The organism is Chryseobacterium sp. POL2 (assembly GCF_011058315.1).
Taxonomy (GTDB): Bacteria; Bacteroidota; Bacteroidia; order Flavobacteriales; family Weeksellaceae; genus Soonwooa.
Genome location: NZ_CP049298.1, coordinates 601,506 through 615,848, shown reverse-complemented (window position 1 = coordinate 615,848; position 14,343 = coordinate 601,506). Strand labels below are relative to the sequence as shown.

Genomic DNA, 14,343 nt, shown 5'->3' with positions numbered 1-14,343 from the left:
AATGTGGAGTTACATTCTAGCGATGTAACTCTATATTTTTATCTTGTGGTTTTATATTGGCACGATGTGGAGTAATATTATAGCGTTGTGATTTTATATTTTTCCGATGTGGAGTAATATTCTTGTGATGCAATTTTATATTGAAGCATTGTGGAGTTCAATTATTGCGATGTTGTTTTAAATTCTTTCATGTTTGTTTACAAATCGAACAATATAACCCACCGCAACGGTAAAAGCACATTTGCATACCGCTTCACCAACACCAAAATCCATGTCTGCAAAAGAGCTTTTCCCTTCCCTCTTTTCCCCACCGCCAAAAAAGAATAAATTTCCCACCGCTACTCCTGCATATTCACAAACTGTATGAACAAAAAGCACTGCATATAACATTGGTAACTGTTGCACAACTCCTTTTTTTTAGAAAATAGTTTTCAAAAACATGAAATTTTGACCTCTTTAGAAGCAATTTTAGAGAGGTTTTTTTTTAGTTGTAGTTCAAAATTCTAGAATTTGAATAGCTTAAAATCGAGTTTTTATAGACTGAAAAGGCGCGTTTTGAAAAAGCAAAGTTCTTCCCTTGTTTTAGAGATAGAACTTGGGCTAAAATACTTGGTTTTTTAATGGTAAAACGCATGTATTTCTTCAAGTTGTAGGTTAAACTTGCCATCAGTACATGTTTGTTTGCGTTTTTGATGCCTCGAGTGTTGACTCGTTTCATGTTGGTAAAGTTGATCAACGTTCCAATGACGGGTTCTACCGTTTTGCTTCGCACTCTAACCATTTTCTTGGCATATTTCTCGTTTTGGGTGAGTTTTTGATGCATACGGTCGTAATGTTCTTTGTGGATGCTGTCGTCTAGCTTTTTAAACTTGGTGCTTTTGCCACAGCATTGTTCTCTTAGTGGACAGTTTTTGCAATCTGTTTCACTGCTTCGGTACGTTCGTTTGGTGTAGCCTTTACTATCCATTTTTTCGCCTTTGAAAAGCAGTTTAGCTTGCTTACCTTCGGGTTTTGTGCATTGATAATAGTTTTCTTCTTTGTGGTAAGTAAAACCTTCTCGCTCTGATTTGTATTGTCCGAAGTTAGGGATGTAGGCGTTGATGTTTTTTTCGTGCAAATACGCCAATGCTTCGCCACTGCTGTAACCACCATCGGCTAAAAGTTCTTGTAATTCTATTCCGTTTTCCTTTAGGTTTTCTTCTGTGAGTTCTACAATTTGTTCTAAACACTGACTGTCGCGTTTATCCGCAAAATCTGAACACGCTCCTGTAATGACATGGTGCGCATCGTCAACTGCGATTTGTCCAAAATAATTTAATTGTCGCGCTTTGCCGGGTTTTACACTCACTCTAGCATCGCTATCTGTGGGAGAATAATGGGTGTGATTAGATAGGTATTTGGGACGGATGAGATTGCCGTTTTCATCTATCTGTCTACTATTGCTATTTGCTGGCATTCCTTTATACGCTTCTGCTTTCCAATCATGGTGGCGTTCAACGAGTTTCTTGCGGGTGGTAGTTACTTTGTATTCGCTGTTTTCTTCTAGTTCGTTTACAAAAGCACTGGCGTCTTCTAAAACTTCTTTCTCTACCAAGCTATCCATAGAAGCATTAGCTTTGATGAAAACGCTGTCCACCGCTTGTCGTTTACCACGAACCATATTTTTAGAAACGCACATTCTCAAGACTTCTTTAAACAAGTTTAAAAAGACTTCTTCGCCATACAAACCGCGAGTTCGGCTAATGGTACTGTGCCAAGGAAGCTGCTCATGTACATCATAACCTAAAAACAATCTTATCGACAAGCTATCACTACAAAAAGCTATCAACTGTCTATCTGAATTGATATTGTTTAAATATCCCACCAATAATATCTTAAAGAAAACAACAGGATCTATACTCTCTTGTCCTTCCTTACCATAATACTTTTGAGTTGCTTTATAAATGAAATCTAAATTGAGTTCGGATAACATTTTTCTATAAAAATTATCCTCTGGAACTAGGTCTAATAAATTGACCGAAACAAATAATTGTGGTGTAAAACTCTTCTTTCCTTGCATACATCAATTTACGAAATATCCCGTTTTTATACAAGTTTATTTGTATATTTGAGTTGTGCAACAAGCACATTGTATTGGCAAAATGCGGGGAGAAGTGCAGAATTGAAAAGCAGAAATATTAATCCGCTCATGCTTTTCAATTCTGCAAATTTTTGTAAGTTAGCATAATCGAAAAAGCATTCGCTACGTTTTGGATTTTTTGAACTTTTAGTTCTTCGAAATCCCGCACTTCGCCAATACTTTTTCCGTTAGCTGTAATTCTACCAAAATCCAGTCAATGAACTATTTTTCAACATTTTGTATAATTTTGACTTTAATTGGTTGTGTAAAAAACAATGAAATTAAAAACAACGAATACAATAAAATAATTGTACATAAAATTAACAATGATTGTTGGGGTATCTGTAATGAGTATAGTGTAGAATTAACGAATGAAAACACATTCAAACTAAAAATTGATAATTTTTATAAAACAGATTCAATCTCAGTCCAAAATTTTATCGAAGGAAATCCAAAAACAATTGATTCTACTAAAATTGGTTCATTTAGTGGCAAATTAAATCAAATTGATTTTGAGAGAATTTCAGAAAAAATAAATACTATAAGTTTCCCAACAATAAAATATGAATCAAATGATTGTTGTGATGGAATAACTAAGAGAATAATATACTATTACGATTCTGACAATAAATCCAGAACATTAGAATCAATGATATTTCCTGAAAACATTGAGAATCTGATTGCCGAGATTGATAAAATTGTCTATCAAAATAAATTTAAGAGAGAATCAACTTTCTATATTGAAAAATAAGAACTGCAGCTAACAGTGTATTGGCAAAATGCGGGGTTTAAGGGTTAATTGAACTATTTGTAATATTTATCCGCCAATATTTTCCAATTCCACATTTTTTCTTAATTTAGTTCCATTGAAAAAATATTGGCTACGATTGGTCTAAAATTGAACTTTCGTTCAAATTAAGCCCGCACTTCGCCAATACTTTTTCGTTACACGCAATAGATTAGCGCGTTTTCGGATAATAATTTCTCTTTTTTAAACATTGATATTTTAGGTTTTATAAGAAAAAATTCAATAGAAATATTGGGTTTAAAAAGTTCTTAAATTTTCTTGAAAACACTTTTCTCGACAAATAAACTTCGAGGTTTTTTCGCTTAAAATTTCGCGTGATTTTTAAGCTTCTTCTACTCTTTTCTTTTTATAATTGAAATTTTTCTCATTTGAAAAAATCAGAAAATATCAACTTCATAAACCATAGTTGAAAGTTTTGCCATTTTTTAAGATTTTCATAAAAATAACTTTTATTTTTTACGAATTTTCAATTTTACTTTTCGCAGAAACCATCGAGAAAAATTTCAGATAATTGAGTTTTAAATTTTGCTGGAAAAATGCAGTTTGAAAACTGGTTAAGCTTCGTTTTATTCATCTGATTTGTTTGTGATTTAATTGCTCATAATTTTTTAGAACTATTTTTCAGCGTTGAAAAGTTCTCATTTTCTACTGCGCGTAACAATGTATTGGCAAAATGCGGGATTTAGGGAAGAATTGAAAAGCAGAAAAAATAATCCGCTCATGCTTTTCAATTCCACATTTTTTTCTTATTTTAGTGTACTTGAAAAAGCATTCGCTACGCTTGGTCGTTCTTGAACTTTCAGTTCTTCGAAAGCCCGCACTTCGCCAATACTTTTTCCGTTATGTGTAATTTTAGCCGCAAACGCAGTTAAAACAAAAAGGCTCCGAATTTCGGAACCTTCTTTTTATCATTTCATTTTTCTAAAAAACTTGTACAACAAATCGATTTTATTTGAACAAAGAATTGGCATTGCTTCAAAAAGGGTTTCTTCATCCCATTCCCACCATTTCATTTCCTGCAATTTTTGGATGTCATCATCACTAAATCTCTTTTTTATCAATTTGGCTGGATTTCCCCCTACAATTGAATAAGGTTCAACATCTTTTGTAACCAAAGCACGACTGCCAATAACAGCTCCATCTCCTATCTGAACTCCTGGCATTATCATAGCTTCACTACCAATCCAAACATCATTCCCAACAACTGTATCTCCTGCTTTTTGAAATCCATCTTGGCTTTTACTGAAAACATCAAATTCAGACATATAAAAAAATGGAAAACTGGAAATCCAATCATATTTATGACCTTGATTACCTGCCATTATGAAACTTGCACCGCTCCCTATTGAACAATAAGAACCGATAATTAGTTTATCGACATCATTCCTGTCCGGAAACAGATAACGAGCACAATCGTCAAATGAATGACCGTGATAATAACCAGAATAATAAGAATATTTACCCGAAATTATATTGGGATTAGTTATGTGGTCTTTGATTATTTTTCCTTTAAAAGGACTTTCGAAGAAATTTTTCATTATTTAACATATTTAATTTACAATAAGAGACAATAAGGAAACGAAGAATAATACTAAACTATTCTCTTCCTATACGTTGCGTAAAGTAAATTTGCTAATCTGATAATTTCATCTGACAAAGATACTAAAAAACTACACATAACATCGCATTGGCAAAATGGCGGGTTAAGTTCAAAATTCAACTTTTGTGCTTTTTATTCCGCCGAATGTGTCCCACATTCAGCTTTTTTTTAATAATTTAGCTTCTGTGGAAACACATCGGCTACGTCACTGCTAAATTGAACTTTCGGTTCAATTTATCCGCCACTTCGCCAATGCGTTTCCCGTTATGTGAAAGAATAAAACGGCACCTCCAAAAAAGAAAGTACCTTTTCGAAATCAAATTTACATTATTCTCAATCCACTATTTCTGAAACAGTTGATTTTTCTATTAGGAAAATCCCATCAAAAGAATCTACTATTTCAGTTTTTAGATATATAGAATCAAAACGAATCTTACTACAATTTTTTAATTCCTTACTTTTATTGATTATTAAACAGCATTCTTTTCCTGATAATTCCTGCATAAAAAATTCAACAGAATCCGACTCTGGAGAATCAAGTGGAAATTTATCAACCCTAAAACCAAATTGATAATCATTATCAGGATACAATGCGGCAGTTTCTCCACGTAGATTAGTTATTGCAAATGCTTTGTATTTTTCTCCAAAAGTCATCGAAAGTCTTTGCCCCATTGGATAACAACTAATAAATCCGTCAAAATCCACCGGAGTTTTTTGAATGTGAGCATTGTGGGCAACTAAAATAATCTTTTTACCAAGTGAATTTTTCAAAAACCAATCAATACTTTCTGCCATATACTGGTCTTTTGCTCCCATATCTCCCTCAATTCCCTTTTCAGTAATGAAGCTTTCCATAGCATCAGCATTATAATTCATATAAATCAAGCCTTTAACTTGATGAAGTATCGATTGAAACTCTAAACTTTCCAGTTTTGGTTGAAGAGTGACCAAACGAATGTAAACTTTTAATAGCAATGCTTTTAATTCATTATGTTCAGCTTCATCAAAAAGCGATAAATTTAACGCAAGCTGAGAAGTCGAATAGAAATCAAATTTCTCAGCAAGATTTAAAATCTTCTGTAAGACATCAGAAGAAACGATTGAAAGTCTTTGCAAATAATCAGATACAATACGAAAGTTTGGAAAATAAGAACCTCCATTTTTAGGAATATCCACACCTAAAAAGGTAATTTGATTATTATTGTCTTGATTATACCGACGAAGCCATAGCAAAGTATCTTTAAACTCATTTGGATAATAAAAGTGTGACAGTAACTTATCCAAATCGTCGAATGGAATTTGTGATTTTATCCACTTATCAACTTCTAATCCTTCAGAAAAACCAAACTCAAATGCCAAGGTGTCAAAATCACATTCAGTTACTAAAAACTCAATAACTTGATGCCTGAATGTAAAAAACTCTTTTATGAAATGTGCGTTTTCGCCTAAACCAACAATTGTAGAAGAATCAAAATATTCTCGAAATCGAAAAAGACTTTGTTTTATGGATGTATTATTTTCCGAATTAAACGGAAAAGTTAAGGGTTTTATATTTTTCATTATTACCTTATTTTAAATTAAAAATTAACGTACCAAATAGCAACCGTCTCAAAAAGACGATTTAATAATTTACTTTAATTTTTAATTACCAAGGCTTGCTGAAATACATAAAATGTGAATTATTTGAATACAAAGATACTAAAAATTCCTTCACATAACATCGCATTGGCAAAATGGCAGGTTAAGTGCTAAATTGAAAGTTTCTGCATTTTATTCCGCCGAATGTGTTCCACATTCAGCTTTTTTTAATAATTTAGCTTCTGTGGAAACACATCGGCTACGTCACTGCTAAATTGAACTTTTCGTCCAATTTATCCGCCACTTCGCCAATGCGTTTCCCGTTATGGGCCATTTTTGAATGACAATGCGAATAGATACAGACAAACAAATGAATTTACTTAGTGATAAGAACGTTGCAATAATTGGTGGTGGCTCCGGATGGAACCTATCATTGGGTAATTGGTTATTTTCTCACGGAAGAAGAGGCCAGGGGAACACAGGTTCACGATGCAGTAATTCCAAATCCCCGCATGGTGTTCATTTCACCTACAATTTACAAAGTACTTCCATGAAAGTAGCATTGATTGTTGCTGTTGATCAGCAATTCGGTATTGGAAAGAACAATGATTTGATGTGGCATTTGCCTGCAGATATGAAATTTTTCAAAGAAACAACCACGGGACATATTGTGGTTACAGGTAGAAAAAACTACGATTCCATTCCGGAACGTTTTCGGCCGTTGCCCAACCGCGAGAATGCGGTCTTAACACGCAATACCGAATATCATGCTCCTGGAGCAGTTGTTTTTTCTTCCTTGGAATCCTGTTTGGATCATTATAAAAATGAAGTGGAACGAACCGTTTTCATAATTGGAGGCGGACAAATTTACCGAGAAGCTTTAGCGCTTGATTGTGTTCAAGAGATGTTTATTACCCATGTGCAGGGCGAATTTGGTGCAGATACCTTCTTCCCGAAATTCGAAGCTGTCGCTTGGAATGTTGAAACGGTAGCAACCCAAGCAGTGGATGAGAAAAATGCCTATGCGTTTGAAGTGAAAAGGTATTGGAGGTAACGTGATTACTTGATGAGAAATAAGAAATCATTGTCTACCTACTTTCGTTATATTTGATCAAATAAAGAAACAAACCTGCACAAAAACATCAAGTATTATGCTGTTTTGTACAGAAAAGCCGTATCAATAAATAAGTTATGTGTAATTTTAGCCGCAAACGCAGTTAAAACAAAAAGGCTCCGAATTTCGGAACCTTCTTTTTATCATTTCATTTTTCTAAAAAACTTGTACAACAAATCGATTTTATTTGAACAAAGAATTGGCATTGCTTCAAAAAGGGTTTCTTCATCCCATTCCCACCATTTCATTTCCTGCAATTTTTGGATGTCATCATCACTAAATCTCTTTTTTATCAATTTGGCTGGATTTCCCCCTACAATTGAATAAGGTTCAACATCTTTTGTAACCAAAGCACGACTGCCAATAACAGCTCCATCTCCTATCTGAACTCCTGGCATTATCATAGCTTCACTACCAATCCAAACATCATTCCCAACAACTGTATCTCCTGCTTTTTGAAATCCATCTTGGCTTTTACTGAAAACATCAAATTCAGACATATAAAAAAATGGAAAACTGGAAATCCAATCATATTTATGACCTTGATTACCTGCCATTATGAAACTTGCACCGCTCCCTATTGAACAATAAGAACCGATAATTAGTTTATCGACATCATTCCTGTCCGGAAACAGATAACGAGCACAATCGTCAAATGAATGACCGTGATAATAACCAGAATAATAAGAATATTTACCCGAAATTATATTGGGATTAGTTATGTGGTCTTTGATTATTTTTCCTTTAAAAGGACTTTCGAAGAAATTTTTCATTATTTAACATATTTAATTTACAATAAGAGACAATAAGGAAACGAAGAATAATACTAAACTATTCTCTTCCTATACGTTGCGTAAAGTAAATATGCTAATCTGATAATTTCATCTGACAAAGATACAAAAAAACTACACATAACATCGCATTGGCAAAATGGCGGGTTAAGTACAAAATTCAACTTTTGTGCTTTTTATTCCGCCGAATGTGTTCCACATTCAGCTTTTTTTTAATAATTTAGCTTCTGTGGAAACACATCGGCTACGTTACTGCTAAATTGAACTTTCGGTTCAATTTATCCGCCACTTCGCCAATGCGTTTCCCGTTACCTGCAATTTCATCAAAACAGCGTTTATGAAAGGAATTTTCAGAATTTTAATATTATCATTTTTCTTAATTTCTTGTGCTTCAAGTTCTAAAATTGAGAATGGAAATTACACGGAAAAAATTGATAACTTAAATATCAATTATACAGTAAGAGGAAAAGGTCCAATTATGCTTATTGGACATCCAAGTTCGGGAAAAATCGGTTACGAAATGACTTTAAAACCACTTGAAGAAAAATTCACAATGGTTTATTATGATTCTCGCGGAACAGGAAAGTCTGAAACACCAAAAAAAATTGAAGATTACACTCCTGCAAATTCCGTAAAAGAAATTGAATTGTTAAGAGAAAAACTTGGTGCAAAAAAGATTTGGTTGTTTGGACATTCAGACCAAAGTGCAATTGCTTTGCAATACGCAGTAGAATATCCAAATAATGTTTCGGGGATAATTTTATCAGGAACAAGTTATACAGGAAGTCAAAACGAATCTATTGAAAGAAGAAGAATTTCTGAAAACAAGAGGATAAAAGAATCTACATGGTTTGCTAAAGTTATTGAGGATTGGGATTACATGAATGCAAACAATACAATTTTTGACAAAAATGGAAATGACATTTCTACTGCAAGAACAAAATGGTGGACTTATAATGAAGAAACCTCTCAAAAAGTTATTCCAATTGTGAAAGAAATTACAAAAGCAGGACGAAGAAAACCAATCGGAAGTAATTATTATCAGGAAACACCCGAAGAACGCCAAAAATATTTGGAATTTCAGAAAAAGTTTAACAATTTAAAAACAAAAATTTTAATAATTAACGGAAAATATGACACAAACAATTTACCTGAATATGCAACAGAACTGCACTTCCGCTTACCAAACTCAAAATTGGTGATTATTGACAAAGCAGGTCATTTTCCCTGGATTGAACAGAGCGAAAATACTTTTAACGAGATAAATAAATGGCTTCGTGAATAAAGAAACTGCAGGTAACATTGGTAACTGTTGCACAACTCCTTTTTTTTAGAAAATAGTTTTCAAAAACATGAAATTTTGACCTCTTTAGAAGCAATTTTAGAGAGGTTTTTTTTTAGTTGTAGTTCAAAATTCTAGAATTTGAATAGCTTAAAATCGAGTTTTTATAGACTGAAAAGGCGCGTTTTGAAAAAGCAAAGTTCTTCCCTTGTTTTAGAGATAGAACTTGGGCTAAAATACTTGGTTTTTTAATGGTAAAACGCATGTATTTCTTCAAGTTGTAGGTTAAACTTGCCATCAGTACATGTTTGTTTGCGTTTTTGATGCCTCGAGTGTTGACTCGTTTCATGTTGGTAAAGTTGATCAACGTTCCAATGACGGGTTCTACCGTTTTGCTTCGCACTCTAACCATTTTCTTGGCATATTTCTCGTTTTGGGTGAGTTTTTGATGCATACGGTCGTAATGTTCTTTGTGGATGCTGTCGTCTAGCTTTTTAAACTTGGTGCTTTTGCCACAGCATTGTTCTCTTAGTGGACAGTTTTTGCAATCTGTTTCACTGCTTCGGTACGTTCGTTTGGTGTAGCCTTTACTATCCATTTTTTCGCCTTTGAAAAGCAGTTTAGCTTGCTTACCTTCGGGTTTTGTGCATTGATAATAGTTTTCTTCTTTGTGGTAAGTAAAACCTTCTCGCTCTGATTTGTATTGTCCGAAGTTAGGGATGTAGGCGTTGATGTTTTTTTCGTGCAAATACGCCAATGCTTCGCCACTGCTGTAACCACCATCGGCTAAAAGTTCTTGTAATTCTATTCCGTTTTCCTTTAGGTTTTCTTCTGTGAGTTCTACAATTTGTTCTAAACACTGACTGTCGCGTTTATCCGCAAAATCTGAACACGCTCCTGTAATGACATGGTGCGCATCGTCAACTGCGATTTGTCCAAAATAATTTAATTGTCGCGCTTTGCCGGGTTTTACACTCACTCTAGCATCGCTATCTGTGGGAGAATAATGGGTGTGATTAGATAGGTATTTGGGACGGATGAGATTGCCGTTTTCATCTATCTGTCTACTATTGCTATTTGCTGGCATTCCTTTATACGCTTCTGCTTTCCAATCATGGTGGCGTTCAACGAGTTTCTTGCGGGTGGTAGTTACTTTGTATTCGCTGTTTTCTTCTAGTTCGTTTACAAAAGCACTGGCGTCTTCTAAAACTTCTTTCTCTACCAAGCTATCCATAGAAGCATTAGCTTTGATGAAAACGCTGTCCACCGCTTGTCGTTTACCACGAACCATATTTTTAGAAACGCACATTCTCAAGACTTCTTTAAACAAGTTTAAAAAGACTTCTTCGCCATACAAACCGCGAGTTCGGCTAATGGTACTGTGCCAAGGAAGCTGCTCATGTACATCATAACCTAAAAACAATCTTATCGACAAGCTATCACTACAAAAAGCTATCAACTGTCTATCTGAATTGATATTGTTTAAATATCCCACCAATAATATCTTAAAGAAAACAACAGGATCTATACTCTCCTGTCCTTCCTTACCATAATACTTTTGAGTTGCTTTATAAATGAAATCTAAATTGAGTTCGGATAACATTTTTCTATAAAAATTATCCTCTGGAACTAGGTCTAATAAATTGACCGAAACAAATAATTGTGGTGTAAAACTCTTCTTTCCTTGCATACATCAATTTACGAAATATCCCGTTTTTATACAAGTTTATTTGTATATTTGAGTTGTGCAACAAGCACATAGTATTGGCAAAATGCGGGGTAAAGTGAAAATTGAAAAGCAGAAATATTAATCCGCTCATGCTTTTCAATTCTGCAATTTTTTGTAAGTTAGCATAATCGAAAAAGCATTCGCTACGTTTGGTCTTCCTTGAACTTTTTGTTCTTCGAAAGCCCGCACTTCGCCAATACTTTTTCCGTTACACGCAATAGATTAGCGCGTTTTCGGATAATAATTTCTCTTTTTTTAACATTGCTATTTTTGGTTTTTATAAGAAAAAATTCAGTAGAAATATTGGGTTTAAAAAGTTCTTAAATTTTCTTGAAAACACTTTTCTCGACAAATAAATTTCGAGGTTTTTTCGCTTAAAATTTCGCGTGATTTTTAAGCTTCTTCTACTCTTTTCTTTTTTTATAATTGAAATTTTTCTCATTTGAAAAAATCAGAAAATATCAACTTCAGAAACCATAGTTGAAAAATTTATCATTTTAATATTTTCATAAAAATAACTTTTATTTTTTACGAATTTTCAATTTTACTTTTCGCAGAAACCATCGAGAAAAATTTCAGATAATTGAGTTTTAAATTTTGCTGGAAAAATGCAGTTTGAAAACTGGTTAAGCTTCGTTTTATTCTTCTGATTTGTTTGTGATTTAATTGCTCATAATTTTTTAGAACTATTTTTCAGCGTTGAAAAGTTCTCATTTTCTACTGCGCGTAACAATGTATTGGCAAAATGCGGGATTTTGTAAACGTTGAAATTTTGTAAAAATATTCCGCCGAATGCTTTTCAATTCTGCAATTTTTTTGTAAGTTAGCAGAAGTGAAAAAGCATCGGCTACGTTTCTGAATTCTTGAACTTTCAGTCCTTCGAATTCCCGCACTTCGCCAATACTTTTTCCGTTAGCAGAAATGCTACAAAAATTCGTGTTCAAATTCAAAATCCAAAAATAATTCAGTAAATTTGATTCAAATATTATTACAATGGATTTAGAAAATAGAAAATTAAACTTAATCACATACCTTGCTCAATTGCAGGATGAAAGTTTCTTTGAAAAAATCGAAAATTATATTTTAAGAAAATTCGAAAAAGAAGATCATTCTGAATTCAGACCATTTACTGTTGAAGAACTTATTAACAGAATTGAAAAATCTGAACAAGATTTTAAAAATGGAAAATATAAATCTCAAGAAGATTTGGAAAAATTATCAGCAAATTGGTAGAAATGAAAATTATTTGGACCGATTTTGCAATAGAAAATCTTAAAGATATTTTTGATTATTACTCAAATAAAGCAAATAAAAAAGTTGCTCATAAAATTCGGAAGCAAATTTTGACCTCGACAAAACAATTAATCAATAATCCTAAATCTGGCCAAATTGAATTAAATCTAGAAAAACTAAATCAAAAGCATAGATATATTGTTTGTGGAAATTATAAAGTCATTTACAAAATTGTGGATACTAAAATAATCATCAATGACATTTTTGATGGAAGACAAAATCCAATAAAAATGACTGATGAAAGAAGAAAATCAAAATAAAAATAAAAAGCACTTCTGCTAACATAGGTAACTGTTGCACAACTCCTTTTTTTTAGAAAATAGTTTTCAAAAACATGAAATTTTGACCTCTTTAGAAGCAATTTTAGAGAGGTTTTTTTTTAGTTGTAGTTCAAAATTCTAGAATTTGAATAGCTTAAAATCGAGTTTTTATAGACTGAAAAGGCGCGTTTTGAAAAAGCAAAGTTCTTCCCTTGTTTTAGAGATAGAACTTGGGCTAAAATACTTGGTTTTTTAATGGTAAAACGCATGTATTTCTTCAAGTTGTAGGTTAAACTTGCCATCAGTACATGTTTGTTTGCGTTTTTGATGCCTCGAGTGTTGACTCGTTTCATGTTGGTAAAGTTGATCAACGTTCCAATGACGGGTTCTACCGTTTTGCTTCGCACTCTAACCATTTTCTTGGCATATTTCTCGTTTTGGGTGAGTTTTTGATGCATACGGTCGTAATGTTCTTTGTGGATGCTGTCGTCTAGCTTTTTAAACTTGGTGCTTTTGCCACAGCATTGTTCTCTTAGTGGACAGTTTTTGCAATCTGTTTCACTGCTTCGGTACGTTCGTTTGGTGTAGCCTTTACTATCCATTTTTTCGCCTTTGAAAAGCAGTTTAGCTTGCTTACCTTCGGGTTTTGTGCATTGATAATAGTTTTCTTCTTTGTGGTAAGTAAAACCTTCTCGCTCTGATTTGTATTGTCCGAAGTTAGGGATGTAGGCGTTGATGTTTTTTTCGTGCAAATACGCCAATGCTTCGCCACTGCTGTAACCACCATCGGCTAAAAGTTCTTGTAATTCTATTCCGTTTTCCTTTAGGTTTTCTTCTGTGAGTTCTACAATTTGTTCTAAACACTGACTGTCGCGTTTATCCGCAAAATCTGAACACGCTCCTGTAATGACATGGTGCGCATCGTCAACTGCGATTTGTCCAAAATAATTTAATTGTCGCGCTTTGCCGGGTTTTACACTCACTCTAGCATCGCTATCTGTGGGAGAATAATGGGTGTGATTAGATAGGTATTTGGGACGGATGAGATTGCCGTTTTCATCTATCTGTCTACTATTGCTATTTGCTGGCATTCCTTTATACGCTTCTGCTTTCCAATCATGGTGGCGTTCAACGAGTTTCTTGCGGGTGGTAGTTACTTTGTATTCGCTGTTTTCTTCTAGTTCGTTTACAAAAGCACTGGCGTCTTCTAAAACTTCTTTCTCTACCAAGCTATCCATAGAAGCATTAGCTTTGATGAAAACGCTGTCCACCGCTTGTCGTTTACCACGAACCATATTTTTAGAAACGCACATTCTCAAGACTTCTTTAAACAAGTTTAAAAAGACTTCTTCGCCATACAAACCGCGAGTTCGGCTAATGGTACTGTGCCAAGGAAGCTGCTCATGTACATCATAACCTAAAAACAATCTTATCGACAAGCTATCACTACAAAAAGCTATCAACTGTCTATCTGAATTGATATTGTTTAAATATCCCACCAATAATATCTTAAAGAAAACAACAGGATCTATACTCTCTTGTCCTTCCTTACCATAATACTTTTGAGTTGCTTTATAAATGAAATCTAAATTGAGTTCGGATAACATTTTTCTATAAAAATTATCCTCTGGAACTAGGTCTAATAAATTGACCGAAACAAATAATTGTGGTGTAAAACTCTTCTTTCCTTGCATACATCAATTTACGAAATATCCCGTTTTTATACAAGTTTATTTGTATATTTGAGTTGTGCAACAAGCACAGTGTAT

General features: G+C 33.7%; 13 protein-coding genes. 5 read left to right on the top strand and 8 right to left on the bottom strand.

The features are described 5' to 3' along the window. Positions 1-177 precede the first annotated feature (177 nt). Together G6R40_RS02915 and G6R40_RS02910 are read right to left on the bottom strand one after the other, a co-directional pair. A complete protein-coding gene (locus G6R40_RS02915) occupies positions 178-405 on the bottom strand; it encodes a hypothetical protein (RefSeq protein ID WP_165131295.1) in 228 nt (75 codons plus the stop codon). Positions 406-484: 79 nt separating this feature from the next. Further along, positions 485-2,059: an IS1182 family transposase gene (locus tag G6R40_RS02910; protein ID WP_165131100.1), complete on the bottom strand. Its 1,575-nt coding sequence runs from the start codon at positions 2,057-2,059 to the stop codon at positions 485-487. Between the two features lie 277 nt (positions 2,060-2,336). Here G6R40_RS02910 and G6R40_RS02905 point away from each other — a divergent pair, with 277 nt between their 5' ends. Beyond that, positions 2,337-2,870 carry a hypothetical protein gene (locus tag G6R40_RS02905; RefSeq protein ID WP_165131293.1) on the top strand — a complete coding sequence of 178 codons (534 nt, stop codon included), beginning with the start codon at positions 2,337-2,339 and terminating at the stop codon, positions 2,868-2,870. Between the two features lie 965 nt (positions 2,871-3,835). Here the strand turns inward: G6R40_RS02905 and catB (G6R40_RS02900) are convergent. Both catB (G6R40_RS02900) and ere(D) read right to left on the bottom strand, forming a co-directional pair. Then, positions 3,836-4,465, bottom strand: coding sequence for a type B chloramphenicol O-acetyltransferase (catB, locus tag G6R40_RS02900; protein WP_014043450.1), 630 nt, complete (start codon positions 4,463-4,465; stop codon positions 3,836-3,838). 395 nt (positions 4,466-4,860) lie between these two features. Continuing rightward, positions 4,861-6,087, bottom strand: a complete 1,227-nt coding sequence (gene ere(D) / locus G6R40_RS02895) for an EreD family erythromycin esterase (protein WP_165131291.1) — start codon at positions 6,085-6,087, stop codon at positions 4,861-4,863. Between the two features lie 568 nt (positions 6,088-6,655). Here ere(D) and G6R40_RS02890 point away from each other — a divergent pair. Then, positions 6,656-7,159 (top strand): trimethoprim-resistant dihydrofolate reductase DfrA49, encoded by a 504-nt coding sequence (locus tag G6R40_RS02890; RefSeq protein ID WP_038694170.1) that lies wholly within the window; start codon positions 6,656-6,658, stop codon positions 7,157-7,159. A 203-nt stretch (positions 7,160-7,362) separates the two neighbouring features. Here G6R40_RS02890 and catB (G6R40_RS02885) read toward each other — a convergent pair whose 3' ends face one another. Beyond that, positions 7,363-7,992: a type B chloramphenicol O-acetyltransferase gene (catB, locus tag G6R40_RS02885; protein ID WP_014043450.1), complete on the bottom strand. Its 630-nt coding sequence runs from the start codon at positions 7,990-7,992 to the stop codon at positions 7,363-7,365. Positions 7,993-8,347: 355 nt separating this feature from the next. On the opposite strand from catB (G6R40_RS02885), the gene G6R40_RS02880 reads away from it, so the two are divergent. Next, entirely contained in the window at positions 8,348-9,295 is a 948-nt protein-coding gene (locus G6R40_RS02880) for an alpha/beta fold hydrolase (protein WP_165131149.1), read from the top strand. A 112-nt stretch (positions 9,296-9,407) separates the two neighbouring features. On the opposite strand, the gene G6R40_RS02875 is transcribed toward G6R40_RS02880, so the two are convergent. Continuing rightward, positions 9,408-10,982 (bottom strand): IS1182 family transposase, encoded by a 1,575-nt coding sequence (locus G6R40_RS02875; protein ID WP_165131100.1) that lies wholly within the window; start codon positions 10,980-10,982, stop codon positions 9,408-9,410. A gap of 749 nt (positions 10,983-11,731) precedes the next feature. After that, a complete protein-coding gene (locus G6R40_RS02870) occupies positions 11,732-11,965 on the bottom strand; it encodes a hypothetical protein (RefSeq protein ID WP_165131238.1) in 234 nt (77 codons plus the stop codon). A gap of 49 nt (positions 11,966-12,014) precedes the next feature. Here G6R40_RS02870 and G6R40_RS02865 point away from each other — a divergent pair, with 49 nt between their 5' ends. Both G6R40_RS02865 and G6R40_RS02860 read left to right on the top strand, forming a co-directional pair. Next, on the top strand, positions 12,015-12,254 hold the full coding sequence (locus G6R40_RS02865; protein WP_165131112.1) for a hypothetical protein: 240 nt from the start codon (positions 12,015-12,017) through the stop codon (positions 12,252-12,254). 2 nt (positions 12,255-12,256) lie between these two features. Next, a complete protein-coding gene (locus G6R40_RS02860) occupies positions 12,257-12,574 on the top strand; it encodes a type II toxin-antitoxin system RelE/ParE family toxin (RefSeq protein ID WP_165131110.1) in 318 nt (105 codons plus the stop codon). Between the two features lie 119 nt (positions 12,575-12,693). On the opposite strand, the gene G6R40_RS02855 is transcribed toward G6R40_RS02860, so the two are convergent. Next, positions 12,694-14,268 (bottom strand): IS1182 family transposase, encoded by a 1,575-nt coding sequence (locus G6R40_RS02855; protein WP_165131100.1) that lies wholly within the window; start codon positions 14,266-14,268, stop codon positions 12,694-12,696. Between the last annotated feature and the right edge of the window lie 75 nt (positions 14,269-14,343).

Excerpts from the sequence above, each read along its gene's own strand:
- G6R40_RS02875 (WP_165131100.1), bottom strand. The coding sequence starts at position 10,982 with ATGCAAGGAAAGAAGAGTTTTACACCACAATTATTTGTTTCGGTCAAT.
- catB (WP_014043450.1), bottom strand. The coding sequence starts at position 7,992 with ATGAAAAATTTCTTCGAAAGTCCTTTTAAAGGAAAAATAATCAAAGAC.
- catB (WP_014043450.1), bottom strand. The coding sequence starts at position 4,465 with ATGAAAAATTTCTTCGAAAGTCCTTTTAAAGGAAAAATAATCAAAGAC.
- G6R40_RS02910 (WP_165131100.1), bottom strand. The coding sequence starts at position 2,059 with ATGCAAGGAAAGAAGAGTTTTACACCACAATTATTTGTTTCGGTCAAT.
- G6R40_RS02890 (WP_038694170.1), top strand. The coding sequence starts at position 6,656 with ATGAAAGTAGCATTGATTGTTGCTGTTGATCAGCAATTCGGTATTGGA.
- G6R40_RS02880 (WP_165131149.1), top strand. The coding sequence starts at position 8,348 with ATGAAAGGAATTTTCAGAATTTTAATATTATCATTTTTCTTAATTTCT.
- G6R40_RS02855 (WP_165131100.1), bottom strand. The coding sequence starts at position 14,268 with ATGCAAGGAAAGAAGAGTTTTACACCACAATTATTTGTTTCGGTCAAT.
- G6R40_RS02905 (WP_165131293.1), top strand. The coding sequence starts at position 2,337 with ATGAACTATTTTTCAACATTTTGTATAATTTTGACTTTAATTGGTTGT.
- G6R40_RS02865 (WP_165131112.1), top strand. The coding sequence starts at position 12,015 with ATGGATTTAGAAAATAGAAAATTAAACTTAATCACATACCTTGCTCAA.
- G6R40_RS02860 (WP_165131110.1), top strand. The coding sequence starts at position 12,257 with ATGAAAATTATTTGGACCGATTTTGCAATAGAAAATCTTAAAGATATT.